The 19,134-nt window shown below is 58.1% G+C and carries 19 protein-coding genes; 2 read left to right on the top strand and 17 right to left on the bottom strand.

The features are described 5' to 3' along the window. Nucleotides 1–97: 97 nt before the first annotated feature. From hflX to B9Z42_RS04755, 14 genes are all read right to left on the bottom strand, one after another. Nucleotides 98–1,264 (bottom strand): GTPase HflX, encoded by a 1,167-nt coding sequence (hflX, locus tag B9Z42_RS04820; RefSeq protein WP_233203530.1) that lies wholly within the window; start codon nucleotides 1,262–1,264, stop codon nucleotides 98–100. A 70-nt stretch (nucleotides 1,265–1,334) separates the two neighbouring features. Beyond that, nucleotides 1,335–1,601 (bottom strand): RNA chaperone Hfq, encoded by a 267-nt coding sequence (hfq, locus tag B9Z42_RS04815; protein ID WP_100132194.1) that lies wholly within the window; start codon nucleotides 1,599–1,601, stop codon nucleotides 1,335–1,337. 65 nt (nucleotides 1,602–1,666) lie between these two features. Continuing rightward, on the bottom strand, nucleotides 1,667–3,007 hold the full coding sequence (gene der, locus B9Z42_RS04810; RefSeq protein WP_100132193.1) for a ribosome biogenesis GTPase Der: 1,341 nt from the start codon (nucleotides 3,005–3,007) through the stop codon (nucleotides 1,667–1,669). 24 nt (nucleotides 3,008–3,031) lie between these two features. Continuing rightward, on the bottom strand, nucleotides 3,032–4,159 hold the full coding sequence (gene bamB / locus B9Z42_RS04805) for an outer membrane protein assembly factor BamB (RefSeq protein WP_233203529.1): 1,128 nt from the start codon (nucleotides 4,157–4,159) through the stop codon (nucleotides 3,032–3,034). Continuing rightward, a complete protein-coding gene (locus tag B9Z42_RS04800; protein ID WP_100132192.1) occupies nucleotides 4,156–4,827 on the bottom strand; it encodes a tetratricopeptide repeat protein in 672 nt (223 codons plus the stop codon). Before B9Z42_RS04800 ends, bamB begins: the two co-directional genes overlap by 4 nt. A gap of 46 nt (nucleotides 4,828–4,873) precedes the next feature. After that, nucleotides 4,874–6,163: a histidine--tRNA ligase gene (gene hisS / locus B9Z42_RS04795; protein ID WP_233203540.1), complete on the bottom strand. Its 1,290-nt coding sequence runs from the start codon at nucleotides 6,161–6,163 to the stop codon at nucleotides 4,874–4,876. A 147-nt stretch (nucleotides 6,164–6,310) separates the two neighbouring features. After that, entirely contained in the window at nucleotides 6,311–7,573 is a 1,263-nt protein-coding gene (gene ispG, locus B9Z42_RS04790) for a flavodoxin-dependent (E)-4-hydroxy-3-methylbut-2-enyl-diphosphate synthase (protein WP_199171978.1), read from the bottom strand. Next, nucleotides 7,563–8,204, bottom strand: coding sequence for a RodZ family helix-turn-helix domain-containing protein (locus tag B9Z42_RS04785; RefSeq protein WP_100132190.1), 642 nt, complete (start codon nucleotides 8,202–8,204; stop codon nucleotides 7,563–7,565). The genes ispG and B9Z42_RS04785 overlap by 11 nt, the downstream gene beginning before the upstream one ends. A gap of 32 nt (nucleotides 8,205–8,236) precedes the next feature. After that, nucleotides 8,237–9,085, bottom strand: coding sequence for a type IV pilus biogenesis/stability protein PilW (gene pilW, locus B9Z42_RS04780; RefSeq protein WP_100132189.1), 849 nt, complete (start codon nucleotides 9,083–9,085; stop codon nucleotides 8,237–8,239). Continuing rightward, nucleotides 9,082–10,212, bottom strand: a complete 1,131-nt coding sequence (gene rlmN, locus B9Z42_RS04775; protein WP_100132299.1) for a 23S rRNA (adenine(2503)-C(2))-methyltransferase RlmN — start codon at nucleotides 10,210–10,212, stop codon at nucleotides 9,082–9,084. Before rlmN ends, pilW begins: the two co-directional genes overlap by 4 nt. Nucleotides 10,213–10,257: 45 nt before the next feature. Then, complete coding sequence (ndk, locus tag B9Z42_RS04770) at nucleotides 10,258–10,683, bottom strand: nucleoside-diphosphate kinase (protein WP_100132188.1); 426 nt, start codon at nucleotides 10,681–10,683, stop codon at nucleotides 10,258–10,260. A gap of 113 nt (nucleotides 10,684–10,796) precedes the next feature. Beyond that, nucleotides 10,797–12,086 (bottom strand): pseudouridine synthase, encoded by a 1,290-nt coding sequence (locus B9Z42_RS04765; protein WP_199171984.1) that lies wholly within the window; start codon nucleotides 12,084–12,086, stop codon nucleotides 10,797–10,799. Beyond that, nucleotides 12,076–12,798, bottom strand: a complete 723-nt coding sequence (gene scpB / locus B9Z42_RS04760) for an SMC-Scp complex subunit ScpB (protein ID WP_100132186.1) — start codon at nucleotides 12,796–12,798, stop codon at nucleotides 12,076–12,078. Before scpB ends, B9Z42_RS04765 begins: the two co-directional genes overlap by 11 nt. A 208-nt stretch (nucleotides 12,799–13,006) precedes the next feature. Continuing rightward, nucleotides 13,007–13,981 carry an RluA family pseudouridine synthase gene (locus B9Z42_RS04755; RefSeq protein ID WP_369806835.1) on the bottom strand — a complete coding sequence of 325 codons (975 nt, stop codon included), beginning with the start codon at nucleotides 13,979–13,981 and terminating at the stop codon, nucleotides 13,007–13,009. 110 nt (nucleotides 13,982–14,091) lie between these two features. Between B9Z42_RS04755 and B9Z42_RS04750 the strand changes: the two genes are divergently transcribed. Beyond that, nucleotides 14,092–14,865 (top strand): outer membrane protein assembly factor BamD, encoded by a 774-nt coding sequence (locus B9Z42_RS04750; RefSeq protein ID WP_233203528.1) that lies wholly within the window; start codon nucleotides 14,092–14,094, stop codon nucleotides 14,863–14,865. A 55-nt stretch (nucleotides 14,866–14,920) separates the two neighbouring features. Here the strand turns inward: B9Z42_RS04750 and B9Z42_RS04745 are convergent, their stop codons facing one another. Genes B9Z42_RS04745 through zapE form a run of 3 tightly spaced genes read right to left on the bottom strand, consistent with a single transcriptional unit; the run spans nucleotide 14,921 to nucleotide 18,728 of the window. Further along, nucleotides 14,921–17,059 (bottom strand): ATP-dependent DNA helicase, encoded by a 2,139-nt coding sequence (locus tag B9Z42_RS04745; RefSeq protein WP_100132297.1) that lies wholly within the window; start codon nucleotides 17,057–17,059, stop codon nucleotides 14,921–14,923. A gap of 11 nt (nucleotides 17,060–17,070) precedes the next feature. Beyond that, on the bottom strand, nucleotides 17,071–17,634 hold the full coding sequence (locus B9Z42_RS04740; protein ID WP_100132184.1) for a hypothetical protein: 564 nt from the start codon (nucleotides 17,632–17,634) through the stop codon (nucleotides 17,071–17,073). Then, entirely contained in the window at nucleotides 17,631–18,728 is a 1,098-nt protein-coding gene (gene zapE, locus B9Z42_RS04735; protein WP_100132183.1) for a cell division protein ZapE, read from the bottom strand. Before zapE ends, B9Z42_RS04740 begins: the two co-directional genes overlap by 4 nt. A 167-nt stretch (nucleotides 18,729–18,895) precedes the next feature. On the opposite strand from zapE, the gene B9Z42_RS04730 reads away from it, so the two are divergent. After that, nucleotides 18,896–19,123: a helix-turn-helix domain-containing protein gene (locus B9Z42_RS04730; protein WP_100132182.1), complete on the top strand. Its 228-nt coding sequence runs from the start codon at nucleotides 18,896–18,898 to the stop codon at nucleotides 19,121–19,123. The last annotated feature ends 11 nt before the right edge of the window (nucleotides 19,124–19,134 follow it).

Raw genomic sequence — 19,134 nt, 5'->3', positions numbered from 1 at the left:
CGTGACAGCCAAGTTTTCGGGGTCACGTTGTTTGAATTGGAGTTCATACGCATCGTTGTTATTTCTCTGAAGTCTTCATTGTGCCTAAATTGAGGCTTTAGTCGGCAGATGCTGTATGGAACGTAAGGTCATCAGGCATGTTTTGCAAGGCGTCTTGCGCCAAATACTCACGCAAGCCTGCCAGGCCCTCACCGGACTTGGCGCTCACAAAGAAGCGTGGAATCGCCACGCCGTCTACCGTGTAGTGGTCGTGCATCTGAAAAGGACGCGTTTCTTCACCCATCGCGTCGAGTTTGTTAAACACCAAGACTTGCGGCACATCGGCTGCGCCGATTTCAGCTAGCACTTTTTGCACCTCCGCCATTTGCTCGGGAAAGTTGGGGTTGGAGGCGTCCACCACATGCATCAACAAGCTGGCGTCAGCGGCTTCTTGCAAAGTGGCTTGAAAGGCATCGATCAAGCCGTGGGGCAGATCGCGAATAAACCCCACCGTGTCCGACAGCGACACCGAGCGGCCCGCGCCCTCTTTGTTGCCCAGATAGAGCTGGCGCGTGGTGGTGTCGAGCGTGGCAAAGAGTTGGTCAGCCGCATAAGCACGGGCTTTGACCATGGCGTTGAACAGCGTGGATTTGCCAGCGTTGGTGTAGCCCACCAAAGAAATGGTGAAGGCATCGCGGCGGTTGCGCTGACGGCGTTGCGTGGTGCGTTGTTTTTTGACCTTTTCCAAACGCTCTCGGGTACGCTTGATCGAGTCGCCAATCATCCGTCGGTCCAGCTCCATTTGGGTTTCCCCAGGGCCACCGCGCATGCCGATACCGCCACTTTGTCGCTCCAAGTGCGACCAGCGGCGCACCAAACGTGTGCTGAGGTATTGCAGTTTGGCCAATTCCACTTGCAATTTACCCTCGTGGCTGCGGGCGCGCTGCGCGAAGATTTCCAAAATCAAGAAGGTGCGGTCGTTCACCGGCATGCCCATGTGGCGCTCTAAATTGCGCTGCTGAGCGGGACTCAAGGGTTGCTCAAACAAAATTTCAACAGCGCCATGCAGCGTGGCGAGCTCTTTGATTTCGTCGGCTTTTCCGCTGCCCACGAACAAGGCTGCGTCAGGCGCTTTGCGCTTACAGGTCAGGCGTGCCACGGGATGAAGGCCCGCAGTTTGGGCCAGTAAACCCAGCTCTTCGAGTTCGGTGTCGAAGTGGGGCAAACCAAAATCGACCCCCACCAACAAGGTGGGAGCGGTGTCTTTGCGGTCAGAGTCGTTCAAGCGATCAGTCTAAAAAAATAAAGGCGTAAAAAAAGGGCCGTGACCAGCCCTTTTCGCAGAGCTACCCAGCTCAGACTTCGGGCGAACTGCCCGTGCCGTCCGTGGCGTTGAAGTTCACAGCACGGCCCGGCACGATGGTCGAGATGGCATGTTTGTAAACCATTTGCGTCACGGTGTTGCGCAACAACACCACGTATTGGTCAAACGACTCAATTTGGCCTTGCAACTTGATGCCGTTGACCAAGTAGATGGACACGGGCACATGCTCGCGACGGAGGATGTTTAGGAAGGGGTCTTGCAACAGCTGGCCTTTGTTTTTTGAGTTGTCGGTGTTCACGATATTCTCCGTGTTTCAGTAGTTGAAAAGAGCTTGAACCTTACCACAGCGAAAGGTCAAAGCCATCAAGCATCCTTGTCTTTGTAGGGATTCTGCGAGGTTTTCATCTCAATGCGCAACGGCGTGCCTTCAAGTGAGAAAGCCTTGCGAAAGCGCCCTTCCAAGAAACGTTTGTAGGTGTCGGTGACATGCTCGAGAGAGTTGCCATGAATCACGATCACCGGTGGGTTCATGCCACCTTGGTGGGCATAACGTAACTTGGGGCGGAACATGCCGCCGCGTTGCGGGCTTTGGAACTGCACCGCTTCCAGCAACAAACGCGTCAGCACGGGTGTAGACATTTTGCAGTTGGCAGCACGGTGCGCCTGTGCAATGGCGCCCCACAAAGGGCCCAAGCCTTGACGCTTTTTGGCCGAGATGAAATGCAAGGCTGCAAACTTCAAGAAGGGCAAACGCGTCTCGATGGAGCGCATCAGCATTTCGCGCTGGTACGAGTCCACCGCGTCCCACTTGTTCACAGCTACCACGACGGCACGACCACTCTCCAAGATATAGCCCGCAATGTGCGCATCTTGGTCGGTCACGCCTTGGGTGGCGTCAAGCAACAACAGAACCACGTTGGACGACTCGATGGCTTGCAAGGTCTTCACCACCGAAAACTTCTCGATGGCTTCGAATACTTTGCCTTTGCGGCGCAAACCTGCGGTATCGATCAGCTCAAACTTTTGACCGTCGCGTTCAAACGGCACGCTGATGGCGTCACGCGTGGTGCCCGGCATGTCAAATGCCACCAAACGCTCTTCACCCAGCCACGTGTTGATGAGGGTCGACTTGCCTACGTTGGGGCGGCCAGCCACGGCAAGTTTGATAGAACCGTCGTCCATGACTTCGGCGTCTTCGTCGACCTCGGGCAAGTTCAAGGTGGCCAAGGCCAACTCAACCAAGTCGCGTACACCTTGGCCATGCGAGGCGGACACAGGCAAAACTTGGCCTAAGCCCAACTCGTAAAACTCCACCAGCTGAGCGCCCTCTTTCATGCCCTCGGCTTTGTTGGCCACCAGCAGCGTGGGCTTGCCCAAACGGCGCAGGTAATTGGCAATGTCGTGGTCTTGGGCAGAAATACCGCCACGCGCATCGACCACAAACACCACCACGTCGGCCTCCGCCACGGCTTGACGCGTTTGACGGGCCATTTCTTTGTAAATGCCATCGTGCGCATCGGGCTCAAAGCCACCGGTGTCGATGACGATGTATTCGTGCTTGCCCAAGTGCCCGTTGCCATAGTGGCGGTCACGGGTCAGGCCTGCAAAGTCGGCCACGATCGCATCACGCGTCTTGGTCAAACGGTTGAACAACGTGGACTTGCCAACGTTGGGGCGGCCCACCAGGGCCAATACGGGTTTCAAAACTTATTCCTTAAACATTCCCAATTACGGGATTTGCAGGCCTGACACGCGACCTTCGCGTGTGACCAACACATAACGCTCACCGGCCAAAACAGGCGCAGCAGCAAGTTCGCTGCCCTCCAGCTTGACACGGTTGAGCAAGGCGCCATCGGCCAATGACAAGACGTACAGCCAGCCGCCGTCATCTGCTACCAAAACGCCACGAGGGGTGACCAAGGGCGCGCTGAGCATGCGGTATTTCAAGCGCTCGGTTTCCCAGAGACGCTCACCGGAGTTGCGATTCCAGGCTTGAACCACACCATTGGCGAGTCCAGCGATGAGCAAGGTTTCATTCCCACTCACGCCTCGTGCGCCTGCAGCAGCGCGGGTCCATACGCCCTGCCCGCTTTGGGCATTGACACAACCGATTTGAGACTGAAAGGCACGCACGCAAACGCTGTCGCCCAAACGGTCGACGGGGCTGAGCAAATCCACCAAGCGCTCAACGTCGTTGGTGCCGCGTGGCGAAGCGATGGCCGACTCCCAACGGATCACACCGGTGTTGGGGTTCAAGCCCACCAAGCGACCGGCAAAACCCGTGACCAAGGTGTCTTTGAACGCCACCAACACGCCAGCTTGTTTGAGCACCAAAGGTTCACCTGCACGTTGCTGGGTCCACAACTTGGCACCGGAAGTGCCGTCAAACGCCAAGACCGAGCGATCAGCCGTGAGCACAAACACGCGCGCGCCTGCCACCAAAGGTGCGGTGAACGACTGAGCGGGCAAGGTCTGACGCCATTGCACCTGACCATCACGCATGACCACCAGTTGGTTGTCGCGGGTGATGACAGCGACTTGCTGACCATCGCTGCCCACACCGGCAGCAATGGGCTGCTTCAAACTCAAACGCCACACGTCTTTGCCGCTGGACGCATCTAGCACCGCCACCGTGCCTTCGCTGTTGGCCAAGGCCACACGGCCTTCACGCGTCGACACGACAAGGGGAAAGTTCACCTCGCCCAACGAGGCTGTCCAGCTGGTGCGTACATCTTGCAGCACCGTGACCACAGGAACATCGGCCGGTTTAGGTCGTGAGGAGGAGCAGGCCGCCAGTGCCACACACACCGCGGCATAAGCCAAACGGGACATCAAAAGCGCGGCGTTGGATTTCACTTCTTAGACTCCAGAGCCGATTTTTCTTCCGGATCAGCGCCCAAAGCTGCGAGTTTGACCGCGACCAAACGGCGATATTCGGCATTGGGCTCCAAATCTTTCCAAGCAGCTTGGTAATGCTTGACCGCTTCTTGAGGTTTGGCTTCGAGCATGTAGAGGTCACCCAAACGGTCAGCCATCAAGGGGGCAAACGCAGCAGGCACTTTCGCGCTGAGTTGCTTGCGCGCTTCATCAAAAGCTTTTTCTTCCATCAGCAAACTCGCCAAACGCAAACGTGCCAAGGCTTGGTAGCCCTCGTCGCTGGCTTTCTCGGTCACCCATGTCAGCTGTGCTTTGGCGTCTTTGGCACGGTCTTTGTCCACGTAAGCGCGAGCGGCCAACAAGGCGGCTTGTTGGGCATACGTTGTGCTTGCAAATTTGTCTTTGATGTCCGAGAGTGAGCGGTCCAACAGGGGCATGTCTGAACCGATGGCCGCGCGTTCCAACGTATCGTACAAAGCTGCAGATTGCGCGGCTTGCTTGACGGAATACGACTGCCAGCCCATCCAAGCTGCGTAACTGCCGAGCACGGCAATCAAAAGCCAAGTGATGAGGTTGCCCCATCGCCTCCAAAAATGCTTCAGTTCGTCGAGTTGTTCTTGTTCTTCGAGGTCGAGGTGCGTGGCCATAGTGATCAGTGCTTACAAAAAGTTAGGCGGATTGTAGGGCGGCTGCTCAAGCCGCCACGCTTTGTGGGTGGGCAGTCAAGGATGCGGCAACTAAGGCTGCAACTTGCAGTGCCACATCGGCCAGCGGCAGCGCTTGCTGGGCGCCCACGCCATCACGCAGGGACTTCAGCGTAACTTCGCCGCGTGCCAACTCGTCGCCGCCGAAAATCAGGGCAAAACGGGCACCACTGCCATCGGCTTTCTTGAACTGCGACTTCATACTGCCCATGCCCTCGCCTGCCCCCGCATGCATTTGCACCGAAATGCCCTTCACACGCAAGATTTGGAGGGTTTTAAACACCACGGGCAATGCGGAGGCATCGGGCACGATGGCATACACATCGGGCCCCTCAGCCGCAGGCAAGGTGCCTTGTTCTTTGAGCAGCTCCAACACGCGTTCGACGCCCAAGGCCCAACCCACAGCCGGCGCGGGCTTGCCGCCCACTTGTTCAATGAGGTAGTCGTATCGGCCACCACCGCAGATCGTGCCTTGCGAGCCTAAACGGTCGGTCACAAACTCAAACACCGTCAGGTTGTAGTAGTCCATGCCACGCACCAAGCGCGGGTTGATGCGGTAGGCCACGCCGCTGGCATCCAAAATGGCTTTGACCGCGTTGAAGTGGGCCAAGGACGCCTCGCCTAAGAAGTCGATCAACTTAGGCGCGGCTTCCACCACCGATTGCATGGCGGGGTTTTTGGTGTCCAAAATGCGCAGAGGGTTGCTGTGCAAGCGGCGTTTGGCCTCTTCATCCAGCACATCGGTGTGGGCTTCGAGATGGGCAATCAAAGCAGTGCGGTGCGCTGCGCGTTCATTGGGTTGCCCCAAGCTGTTGAGCTCCAAACGCACATCTTGCAAACCCAACTCTTGCCACAGCGTGGCGGCCAACAAAATTAGCTCGGCATCCACTTCAGCCCCAGGAAAGCCCAAAGCCTCCGCACCGATTTGGTGGAACTGACGGTAGCGGCCCCGTTGTGGGCGCTCATGGCGAAACATCGGGCCCATGTAATACAAGCGCTTACCGCCGTCGTACAGCATGTTGTGCTCGACCACTGCGCGTACCACGCCGGCCGTCGATTCGGGGCGTAACGTGAGTTGCTCGCCGTTCAGACGGTCTTCAAAGGAGTACATCTCCTTTTCCACAATGTCGGTCACCTCGCCCAAACCACGCACAAACAAAGCAGTGGGTTCGACGATAGGCGTGCGCAGGTTGCGATACGCGTGACGCGCCATCAAGCCGCGCACTTTGTCCTCTAACCACTCCCAGTGGGCGGAAGCCGGTGGCAGCAAATCGTTCATGCCTTTGACGGCGGTGAGGGCTTGAACTTTGGCGGGCTTGGCGGTTTGAGGGGAAGGAGTTGAGTGGTCGTTTGTCACGGTAAATCGGCGCGGGAGTGAGGAAGAAGAAAACGTTAGCATCGCAGGTGCAAAGCACCCACGCGTTCATCAAGCAAAGCGTTTTTCAATGTAGTTTTCAACAATTTGGTGGAACTCTTGCGCGATGTTGTCGCCGCGCAAAGTCATGGCTTTTTCGCCATCAATGAACACGGGCGCAGCAGGCGCTTCACCACTTCCCGGCAGGCTGATGCCGATGTCGGCGTGCTTGCTCTCGCCGGGGCCATTCACGATGCAACCCATCACGGCAACTTTGAGGTTTTCAACCCCGGGGTATTGGGTGCGCCAGACGGGCATTTGGGCGCGCAAGAAGTCGTCAATTGACTTGGCCATTTCTTGGAACGTGGTGCTGGTGGTGCGACCGCAGCCTGGGCAAGCCGTCACACTGGGCACAAAGGTGCGCAGACCTAGGGATTGCAAAATTTCAGAAGCCACCACCACTTCTTGCGTACGCGCTTCGCCAGGTTGAGGCGTGAGCGAGACACGGATGGTGTCGCCAATGCCCTCTTGCAACAAGATAGACAAGGCTGTGGCCGAGGCCACCGTACCCTTGGTGCCCATGCCCGCTTCGGTCAGACCCAAATGCAGCGGGTAGTTACAGCGCTGGGCCAGCTCGCGGTAGACCGCAATCAGGTCTTGCACACCACTGACCTTGCAGCTCAGCAAAATTTGATTGGGCGACATTCCCATGCTCTGGGCGAGTGCTGCAGAGTCAATGGCCGAGGTGATCAAAGCCTCATACATGACTTGCTTGGCCTCAAAGGGTTGAGCCCGCAAGGCGTTTTCGTCCATCAACTTGGCCAGCAACTCTTGGTCAAGGCTGCCCCAGTTCACACCAATGCGCACAGGTTTGTTGTAGCGCATCGCCGCTTCAATCATTTGGCCAAATTGCTTGTCGTGCTTGTCGCCTTTGCCCACGTTGCCGGGGTTGATGCGGTACTTCGACAGCGCCTGTGCACAGTCAGGAAAATCGGTCAGCAAGCGGTGGCCGTTGTAGTGAAAGTCGCCAACCAAGGGAACGTTCACGCCCATGCGGTCCAGTTGCTCGCGCACATGCGGCACAGCAGCCGCCGCTTCGGGCGTATTGACCGTGATGCGCACAATCTCCGAACCCGCCAAGGCCAGCTCTTTGATTTGGATGGCCGTTCCAATCGCGTCCACCGTGTCGGTGTTGGTCATGGACTGCACGCGCACTGGGGCGTCACCACCCACCGTCACCACATGGTCACCCCAGACCAAACGGGCTTGCAAACTGCGACGGGCTTTGGGTTGCGACATCGGGATGCCACAAGGAATGGTCGTGTCATCGGACATTCGAAGCTCCTAAAGAATTAGCCGGATTCTGCGTCACCCCCGGCGCAGCCAAGGACTGCACTGGCGTGACCACGATGTTCACAGGTGGCGGTTCGGAAAGCACAGCCGAGGCCACAGGGAGCGCGGGCGCAACGGGGGTCACTTCGGGAGCAACCTCCACGCGCTCGGGTGTGCCTTTGCTGGCAAACAACGCTTGTAAATCAGGCCAAAAAGCCAGCGCCAATGCCACGATCAACGCCAAGATGGCACCACCGCGCATCGGCGTCAAAAAGCTTGCCGTCGACATCCACTGTGACTGTGGCAAAAAAGAAGGGCGCTGCAGCGTTAAGTCGATGCCGCGCTCGTCTTTCGGGGCCAAACGCGACACATCTTGACCAGGCAACAACGCCAGCACCGGTGCCGCGTCGGCCTTGAGCACGCGGCATACCGCCAACGTCAAAGCTCGGGCAAACATGGTGTCGGGTAACTCGTCTAAACGGTCGTTTTCAAGGGATTCCAGCTTGCTAGCCGGCACTTTCAACGAGCTCGCCACACTGTCGATTCTGAGACCTTGCGCTTCACGGTAGGCACGCAACATGGCACCTGCCGTAGCGGGCGAAGGTGCAGGAACATCGAGATGAACATCCGGCATTGTTAATTCAGAAATGGTCGAAGTGTCTTGAGTCATTGGTCTTGGAATTTACCCTGAGCCAGCGCAAGCGCTTGGGTTGAGTTGGGAAAAAATTGATTCAATTGTTGCGCCAGTCGGGCCTGGTCTTGGGGCTGCGACAAAGCACGGGCCAACTGGATGCCCAGCCAGAGGCTTTGCGCACTGGCTTGGGCAGAGCTATTGAGTGCGGTCAAGGTCGATTGGGCGCGCTTGGCATCGCCATTTTGCCAGTCGAGGACGGCCAGTTGGTAGCGAGCCACAGGGTTTTCGGGTTCGAGCAACAACGCCGCATCAAAGCTTCGACGTGCCTGGGGTTTATCACCCGCGCGCAGCTGGCACAGGCCCAGCGCCATCCAGCTTTTCGCCACCTGGCGGTAGCCAGGTTGCGAGAGCGCTTGCATCAGCTGAGCTTGACCTGCATCAAAACGGTCTTGTTGGCACAAAAACCAGCCGTAGTTGTGCTGCACCTCCGCCAAATCGGCGGGTATGGCCGGTACTTGGACTGCCAGTTGCAAAGCCTGCTCAAAACTTGACTGGGCCAACGCTGGCGAATTGGCACGCTGATGAATCAGCCCAATCAGACTGAACGCTTGTGCATAGGCAGGGTCAATCTGCAAGGACGCACGGGCCTCTTGCAAAGCTGCCTCTGATTGGTTTTGTTCAAAGTAAGCCGAGGCCAACGCCAAGCGACGCATGGCCCGTTGGCGCTGTGCATCGGGCTCAGGCGAGGTCAACGTATCTAACTGCGTAGCGCGAGCGGTCTGCCCAGACGATTGACAGGCTTGTAAACCCATCACGCACAGAATGAGGGCGAGAACCGCTGCTGTTGGGATGTGTTGCCTCGCGCTCAAGCGCACGTTCATGACGGCACCTGTTTGAGCGCAATCACCCGCTGCTTGGCCATGCGCGAGTCGACATCGGTGCGGTCTTTGACATCACCGGCCAACTGACCGCAAGCGGCATCAATGTCGTCACCTCGGGTTTTACGCACCGTGGTGATGATGCCCGCTTCGCTCAGTTGCGCCGCAAACGCTTTGACGGTGGCAGCGCTGGAGCGCGTCAACCCGGACGCAGGGAAAGGGTTAAACGGAATCAGGTTGAATTTGCACGACACACCCTCACCCGCCCCTCGCTTCGGTTTGACCAAGTCGATCAACGCTTGCGCATGCTCAGGTTGGTCGTTCACGCCGTCCAACATGCAGTATTCGAAAGTGATGAAGTCGCGTGGCGCATGGGCCAAGTAGCGGCGACACGCGTCCATCAACTCGTGCAACGGGTATTTGCGGTTGAGCGGCACCAAGTTGTCGCGCAAGGCATCGGTGGGCGCATGCAGCGACACAGCCAAAGCCACAGGGCAATCTTCACCCAAGCGGTCCATCATGGGGACGACGCCAGAGGTAGAAACGGTCACACGGCGGCGCGACAGGCCGTAACCGTGGTCGTCCAACATCGCACGCAGTGCGGGCACCAAAACGCTGTAGTTTTGCAGCGGCTCGCCCATGCCCATCATCACCACGTTGGAGATGACGCGCTCGGTCGTGTTGAATTGCTTGCGCAGCGTGTGCTCGGCAAACCACAGCTGCGACAAAATTTCGCCTGTGGTGAGGTTGCGGCTGAAGCCTTGGTGGCCCGTGGAGCAAAAGCGGCAACCCACGGCGCAACCGGCTTGTGACGAGATGCACAAAGTGCCACGGTCGTCTTCAGGAATAAACACGGTTTCAACGGCGTCGCCGTGACCCACGTCGAACAGCCACTTGATGGTGCCGTCCGCGGAATCGTGTCTGGAAATGGGGGTTAAGGGCTGAACCTGAGCGCAGGTTTTCAGCTTTTCACGCAGCGACTTGGCGAGATCAGACATCTGATCAAAGTCTTGTGCGCCTTTTTGATGAATCCAGCGAAACAACTGGGTGGCTCTAAAGCGCTTTTCGCCCAGTTGCTCACAAAAAACGGCCAAACCGTCGAGATCAAAATCAAGCAGGTTGGCCGTCATTTTTTTATCGCTGCTGTTGTTGTCACCAACCACAGCAAACTTTCTTTACTTGCCGTAAACGTTCATGCCAGCGAAGAAGAAGCCGATTTCAACAGCGGCAGTCTCAGCGGCGTCAGAACCGTGCACAGCGTTGGCATCGATGCTGTCAGCGAAGTCAGCGCGGATGGTGCCAGGTGCGGCGTCTTTGGGGTTGGTTGCGCCCATCAAGTCACGGTTTTTCAAAATCGCGCCTTCGCCTTGCAACACTTGGATCATGACGGGGCCGGAGACCATGAAGTCGACCAAGTCTTTGAAGAAAGGACGCGCAGCGTGCACAGCGTAGAACTGCTCAGCTTCGCCACGTGACAGGTGAGCCATGCGAGCGGCGATGACTTTCAAGCCAGCAGCTTCGAAACGGGCGTAGATTTGACCGATGACGTTCTTGGCCACTGCGTCGGGCTTGATGATGGAGAGAGTACGTTCGATAGCCATGATGGATTTTCCTTGTTAGACGTTTTAAAAACTGAGTTCGACAAAAGCGAAGCCTATTATTTTAACCGCTCAAAGGGTTTCCCCTTGCGAGCAGTGGGCGCTTTTGCATTGAATTAACGGCTGTTGCGGCCTCGACCAAAACTGCCACCGGGAACGCCGCCGCGTTTGGGCGGGCCTGCTGGAGATGTAGATGGCTTGCGGCCCCCCACCAAACCAGCTTTGAAAGCCTTGTGACCGTCTTTTTTGCGTTGACGCTCCATCGCATAACTGTCGGCACCGATGTAACCCACCGACGTTTGCATCGGGTCGGGCTGTTGCTGCTGCACGGGCTCAGGCTTGCCGCGGCCACCGCGCTTGCGATCGCTCATGACCAAACGCTCGGGACCGCGTGGACGCTCTTCCGGTGCGCGAGGCATCGACGGACGCGGACCCACACTGTTGCCGCGGCGGCGGCTGTTGGCGCGCTCGGTGCGGTTGTTTTGCGAGGGGCCACTGGCCATCGGCGCATCGGCACCGGCAGCTTCCATCAAGGCGCGAATGTCGCGCTCGCCCAACTCGACGAACGCACCACGCTTCAAACCGCGTGGCAACACCATGGCGCCGTAACGGATACGGATCAAACGGCTCACAGCGTGACCGACGGCTTCGAACATGCGGCGCACTTCGCGGTTACGGCCTTCAGAAATCGTGACGCGGTACCAGCAGTTAGAACCTTCGCCGCCGCCCTCTTCGATCGAACCAAATTGCGCAGGGCCGTCGTCGAGTTGAATGCCTGTGACCAGTTGTTCTTTTTGGTCTTTGCTGAGTTTGCCCAGCGAGCGCACCGCATATTCGCGTTGCAAACCAAAACGGGGGTGCATCAGCTGGTTGGCCAACTCGCCCGAGCTGGTGAACAGCAACAAGCCTTCGGTGTTCAAGTCCAAACGACCGACCGACTGCCACTTGCCTTGGTAGAGGCGCGGCAACCGGCGAAACACGGTTGGACGGTTTTGTGGGTCGTCCATGGTCACCACTTCGCCCGCAGGCTTGTGGTAAGCAATGACGCGCGGAGGCGGTGGTGCAATGCGCACTTTGAGCTGACGTCCGTTGACCTTGATTTGGTCACCAAACTGCACGCGCTGGCCGGTGTGGGCCACTTCGTTGTTCACGGCAACATGGCCGTCAGCGATCAAACGCTCCATCTCAATGCGCGAGCCCAAACCCGATTGGGCCAAGACTTTGTGCAACTTGGGCGATTCGGGCTGAGGCAAGAGCACGCGCTTTTCAGATGCGGCGTCGGCGCGGATCAGCTCGGCGTCAAACTCGCCGGAGACAACATCGTCGAAGTCAAACGCGGCGTCCTCGGCGTCAAAAGCGTCAGCATGCTCTGGCGTGTTGCCAGGGTGATTGTTTTCAGTGTTCATGGGGTTCGTCGCCCGGTGTGGCGGGTTCGCTAGGGAGAGATAGGTGGAAGACTTCGGGCTCGCCCAATTCGGGGGCCAGCAAGATCTCCGATGTGGATGAGGGTTCTGTGGGTGCGTCATCAACAGGCGCATCCAACACCATGTTCATTTGCAGACTAGGGTCGTCTTCACCCAAACGGGCAAAGGCATTGGCTTGGGCTTGGGCGGTGTCGTAAACGGGCAATTGGTCTAACGACGCCAAGCCCAAATCGTCCAAAAACTGGCGGGTCGTGGCGAACAAAGCGGGACGCCCCACCGTTTCGCGATGACCAATGACCTCGACCCAGCCGCGGTCTTCCAGCTGCTTGATCACCAACGAGTTGATGGTCACGCCACGCACATCTTCCATGTCCGCGCGGGTCACGGGCTGGCGGTAGGCAATGATGGCCAAGGTTTCCATGGCTGCACGGCTGTATTTGGGCGGCTTTTCGGGGTGCAGGCGATCCAAAAAGGGGCGCATTTGAGGGCGGCTTTGAAAACGCCAGCCCGAAGCCACATGCACCAACTCGACGCCACGCTGGGCCCAGTCGAGTTGCAGTTCTTCCAGCAGCGTTTTGATGGTGTCTGCGCCCAAGTCATCTGCAAACAGCACGCGCAAATCGCGCACTTGAATCGGCTGATGGGAACAAATCAAAGCGGTCTCAAGCACACGCTTGGCATCCACGGTGTTCATCGTGAGGGTTTCCGAGGTCAGGGAATCGAGGAAAGTGTCCCCGAAACATGTCTCGGGGCCGGTAAGGCAAAGCTCAAAAGGACAGGGCCAATTGTGGTTTTAGCGTTCGCGAAGTCAGAGCCAAGGGGCTCACCGCTTTCACAAGCGGGTGATGGATTGTAACGGCAAGTGGCCTTGGCGCCTCTTGAAGGCGTCAAGTCGCACGATCTCAAGGCTTTTTAAGACCCAGACCGTCCAACAAAGCCACCATGTCCGCGGGCAACGGGGCCTCGAACGAGAGCGCTTTGCCTGAAATGGGGTGCTCAAAACTGAGGCGAAACGCATGCAGCGCTTGGCGATCAATCCCCAAAGTCATGGGGCCGGCGTACAAAGAATCGCCCACCAACGGATGGCCAATGTGCCCCATATGCACGCGAATTTGATGCGTGCGGCCAGTGTGCAAGGTGCATTGCACCAAACAGGCTTCTTCTTGGCTGGCCAAGCAGTCAAAGGTGGTGTGGGCTTCTTTGCCGGGTAAACGGTCCAGATCAACCACCGCCATGCGCAGGCGGTTGCGGTAGTCGCGACCAATGCCAGCCACCACATCGCGGTTGGGGTTGCCGTTCCACTTACGGTAGGCCACGGCCAAATATTCGCGGTGCACATCGCGGGCGGCAATGAGCTCAACCAAGGCATCCATACAGCGACGTGTGCGTGCCACGACCATCAAACCGCTGGTGTCTTTGTCCAAACGGTGCACGATGCCGGCGCGGGGCAGCATCACCGCTTGCGGGTCCATGGCCAGCAAGCCGTTGAGCAAGGTGCCGCTCCAGTTGCCAGGCGCAGGGTGCACGACCAAGCCTGCGGGTTTGTTCAAGATGCGTAAATCGTCGTCTTCGTAGACCACCTCTAACGGAATATCTTCCGGCTTGAACGCCTGGCTTTGCGGCGTTGGACGCAAGGCCACGTGGTAACGCTCACCCATGCGAACTTTGCTCGACGCCTTGGTCACCTCGCGCTGCGTGGGCAAGATGCACGACACACAGCCCTCCGCCAACAACTGCTGCGAGTAACTGCGCGAGAACTCGGGCAGCAACAAAGCCAGGGCACGGTCGAGGCGCTCACCGTGCATCGTGGTGGGAATGTCGAGCTCGCGCCACTCGATCTCGGGACCGTCCACCAAATCAACGTGCTCGTCTGGCAAAACATCCTCAAGGCTTGAGGGTGTGGCGGTCGGCGGTGCCGATAGAATGGTTTGTCTTTGCTTCAAGAAAGTGGCCTGTGGTGTTACGCCTTCAATTATCGGCTGTGTGGATGGCTCTCGGAATGTCTGCGGCCATTCTTTTATCGGGTTGTGCCCAAAACTATGACGCCACCTCCGGATGGAGTGTGGACAAGTTGTACCAAGAAGCCAAAGACGAGCTCGCTGCCGGCGGCTACGACAAGGCCATTGGTTACTACGAAAAGCTCGAAGGCCGTGCGGCGGGTACGCCCCTCGCACAGCAAGCCCAGCTTGACAAAGCCTGGGCCCAATACAAAACCAACGAGCCCATTCAGGCCGTGGCCACGCTCGACCGTTTCATCAAGTTGCACCCTGCCAGCCCTGCGCTGGACTATGCGCTCTACCTCAAAGGCGTGGTGAACTTCAACGACAACTTGGGCCTGTTCTCCACCCTCGCCCAACAAGATTTGGCCGAGCGCGACCCGAAACAAGCCAAAGAATCGTTTGAAGCGTTTCGCGAGTTAACGCTGCGATTCCCCCGATCCAAATATGCCGAAGATGCGCGCTTGCGCATGGCCTACATCAAGAACTCGCTGGCACGTTCCGAGGTGTATGTGGCCCGCTTTTACTACCAACGCGGTGGTTATGTGGCCGCTGTGAACCGCGCGCAAGCTGCTGTTCAAGAGTTCCGCGACGTGCCCGCGGTGGAAGAAGCCTTGTTCATCTTGGTTCAGTCGTACGACAAACTGGGCTTGGTGCAATTGCGCGATGACACACGCCGTGTGCTTGAAGCCACCTACCCCAACAGCGTGTTTTTGTACCCAGAACGCGCCGTAGCCCCGAAGTCTTGGTGGAAATTTTGGTGATTTGAATTGGCACAAGCGCGACTAGCGCTTAAGTCGGTTTTCGCGCGGCTAGCGCTCAAACCTTTTTAAGTGCTTCCAGCGCTTGGGCCAAATCAGTGTCGCTGCCCAACTGGCGCATAGGCGGCAACGCAGCAATCAAACGCCGGCCGTAGCTCGTCGTCACCAAACGGTTGTCGCACAGCACCAGCACACCTTGGTCGGTTTCGCGGCGAATCAAACGGCCTGCGCCTTGCTTCAAAGCCACCACGGCCTCGGGCACAAAATAATCGTTGAACGGGCTGCGGCCCTGCGCTTCTAAGCGTTTTCCACGCGCCTCCACCAACGGGTCATTAGGCGGTGGAAACGGCAGTTTGTCGATGATGACCAACTGCAAAGCATCGCCGGGCACATCAAAGCCCTCCCAAAACGTGGCAGAGGCCACCAACACGCAACCGCCCTCTTCGGCTTGCGCGCCTTCTCGGAATCGCTCCATCAAATGGCGCTTGGGCCACTCGCCCTGCACCAGCACCTCGATGCCCGAGCCTTCGAGCTGCTGCTTCATCACGTCACCAATGACACGCAACGCACGCAGCGTGGTGGTCAGCACCAGCGTGCGACCACCCAAGCGCCTGGCCGCGTCGCTGGCCAGCTGGGCCACCTGACCACTGTGCGCTGGATCGTTGGGCTTGACCAAGTGGCGCGGCACATAGAGCGCAGCCTGGGCGGGGTAATCAAACGGGCTGCTCACCCGCAGCACCTGCGCCGACTCCAAGCCGCACGGCTCGGTGAACCAGCGCAAACGCGGGTCATCGCCCAACGTGGCGGACGTAAAAATCCAGCTGCGGGGGCGCGTGTCTTCGTCGGGGCGGGCACGCGCTACGTACGCATCGGCGTTCAAATCTTGCAAGTCATCAGGTTCGGCCAAAAATCCAACAGGATCGGGCAAGCTCTCTGGCTCGTCTTGCCAAGGCGCTTCGTCGTCTTGGCCAATGTCTTGGGTCGCTACGCCTTGCTTCAAAAGCCGGTCACGCACCGTCGCTGCAATGTCCAGCGGCGCTTCCATCAGGCGAATTTGCGAGGCGCTCACGTCCACCCAACGCACGGCGTCATGCGCACAGGGCTCTAAAAATGCCTGCACACGTTTGGCGATTTCGGCCACGCGCTCAAACAAGCGCATGAAGTCGGGCGCAATTTCACTCACCGTCTCTAAAGCGCGCAAAGCCTGCAAACAAGCCGCGCCCACGTCGTGCAGCGACTGCTGCCAGGCGCCAGGGTGAATGTCTTCGGGCGCTTCACCCACCCAACGCAACTTCAAAGCGCCTTGGCGCTTGCCCACCACCAAGCGCAATTCACGCGCCGAACGCTCCAGCGCCGATGCCGTTCCCTGCCAATCGGCCAAACCACGCGCCAACTGCAAGCCCGTGGCCAACACATCGCGGGTGATGTCCAGCAATTGCGCCGTGCCAATTTGGTTGCCCAAAAAGTTCACGCCCGTCTCGTTGAGTTGATGCGCTTCATCAAAAATCACCACACGCACGCTGGGCAACAACTCGGCCATGCCCGACTCGCGCACCGCCATGTCGGCAAAGAACAAATGGTGGTTGATCACCACCACGTCAGCCCCCAAAGCCTCACGACGCGCCGCATTCACAAAACAAGTTTTGAACTTCGGGCACTGCGAGCCCAAACAGTTTTCTCGATTCGAGGTGATGAGCGGGATCAGCGGCGAACGCTCGTCCAAGCCCGGCAACTCCGCCAAATCACCACTGCGGGTCGCCATGGACCAGGTTTCAACACGCGACAACAAATGCGCTGTGTGGCGGTCGGTGGCGCTGTGGTCTTGGCGCGCCAATTCCATGCGGTGGGTGCACAAATAGCTGGAGCGCCCTTTGAGCAAGGCCAAACGCACAGGTAAGTTCAAGGCTTTGACCAAACGCGGCAAATCGCGCGCGTACAACTGGTCTTGCAACGCCTTGGTGGCGGTGGACAGCAGCACGCGTTCGCCGCTCAACAAGGTAGGCACCAAATAGGCAAAGGTCTTTCCCACGCCCGTACCCGCCTCCACCACCAAACTGCCGCCCAAGGCCACCACATCGGCCACGGCCAAGGCCATGTCGGTCTGGCCTTGTCGCGGCTGAAAGTGGTCGGTGCTGCGCGCCAACACGCCCAATGGCGCAAAGGCTTCTTGCACCATGTCGCGCAGTGGGTGGCTCATGGCCGAGTCGGTCATTGACTGGATCCAGTCACAGGCGGCAAAGCGGCGGAAGGCGGCTTGGCACGCTCACGGCGTTTTTGCTCTAAGTCCACGCGACGTTGGGCCGCATCTCGCTGCTTTTGGTCATAGGCTTCGCGCTGCTGACCTTGCGCGGCATGGTCGGCCTGTTTTTGTGCAGCACGATCCGCTGCGGCTTTGGCGTTGTCAGCGGCATCCGTTTGTCGCGTTTGCTCTCGCTCACGCGCCAAGGCATTGCTTTCGGCCAAACGCCGCTCCGCCTCTTCGGCTTTGAGGCGGCGCTCCACGGTGTTGAAGGCAATCTCTTCTTTTCGCAAAACGGCATGTGCCTGCAAACGACGCTCACGCGCCTCCAAGCGGCAACTGGTGACATCAAACTTTTGATAGCAAAACGTCATGGCTTGGTTGTAGTCCGTCTCCAGCTGCTGACGACGTGCGGCCAGTTGCTGGCTCATCGCGGCGCGTTCGTCGGCAGAAGGAACTGGCGCTGAGACATCCTGCGCCAAGGCCCCCGCAAAGCACAGCAGCGCCCAAAGCGCGATGACCCTTGTTTTCATGTGAGGGACGTGTCCACCATGCGTCGCTCCAACGCCAGAAACTCGGCCGACTGCATCTCGTTCAAACGCGACACCGTGCGTGGAAACTCATGCGCCATCGGGCCTTGGGTGTACAGCTCTTCGGGCGCCACGGCCGCAGACATCATCAGCGTCACACGACGGTCGTACAACACATCAATCAACCACGTAAAGCGGCGCGCTTCTGCCGCTTTGTTCACCGGCATGTGCGGCACATCGCTGAGCAACACCGTGTGGAACTGGCTTGCAATCTCTAAGTAATCGTTTTGTGAACGCGGGCCGCCACACAGCTCTTTGAAGTCAAACCACACCAGCCCGCCTGCACGGCGTCGTGCTTTGATTTCGCGGGCCTCGATGTGCAGCACGGGGTCTTCGTCGGGGCATTCGGCCAAACGCTTGAACGCATCGGACATGGCAGCATCGGCTTTTTCGCCCAAGGGCCGCAAATACAACTCGACCTGCTCCAAGGTGCGACGGCGGTAATCGGTGCCGTTGTCCACGTTGATCACATCCAGCGAGCGGTTGAGCAGCTCAATGGCCGGCATGATGCGGTCGCGGTGCATGCCGCCGGGGTACAAATCGTCGGGCTTGAAATTGGACGTCGTCACAAACCCCACGCCGTTTTGAAACAAAGCGTCGAGCAAGCGGTGCAAGATCATGGCGTCGGTGATGTCCGCCACATGAAACTCGTCAAAGCAAATCAGCTTGTAGCGCTTGGACATGCGCTTGCCCAGCACATCCAACGGGTTCACCGTGCCTTGCAACTCGCGCAACTCGCGATGCACCTCGCGCATGAACTCGTGAAAATGCAAACGCGTTTTGCGCTTGATCGGCACCGCGTCGAAAAAGCAATCCATCAAAAAGCTCTTGCCCCGGCCTACGCCACCAAACATGTAAACCCCACGCGGGATGGGTGGCCGGTTAACCAGTTTTTTCAGCGGGCTCGACCGCTTCTCTCTGTAAGCCGCCCAATCGTTGGCGCAGCGTTCTAACGCATCTATCGCGCGAAGCTGGGCGGGGTCGCTTTGGAAGCCACGAATTTCGAGTTCTTTGAGGTAGTTTTGATGGACGGACATAGCGGGGGATATTGTGCACGGTCAGTGACGAAAAACTCTGTCACGCATCAGCGCACTCATTAGCGGTGCCCCAAGTGTTAACGGTGCAGAATTCAAAAAAAAGCCAGCCCCTTTGGAATTCAAGTGATGACCCCACGTCAGTTCATGCAAAAACTTGAGAACACGCAATGAGCACCATCAGCATTCGCGACGACGACTTCACCCACGAACAAGCGTTTGGTCATTTGGACCGAGAGCCCTTGTCGGCTGCAGAGGCCGCAGAGTACCTAGAGGTGTCACTGCCAACTTTGCGCCGTCATGTGCAGGCTGCGGAACTAAAACCTAGCCACAGCGTGGGTCGCAACCAAATGTTCTTAGCCTCAGAACTTCGTGCGTACAAACGCACGCTCAAATAACGAACCAGCCC

This window comes from Limnohabitans sp. B9-3 (assembly GCF_002778325.1).
Lineage (GTDB): Bacteria > Pseudomonadota > Gammaproteobacteria > Burkholderiales > Burkholderiaceae_C > Limnohabitans > Limnohabitans kasalickyi.
This window is presented reverse-complemented; position numbering and strand designations above follow the sequence as displayed.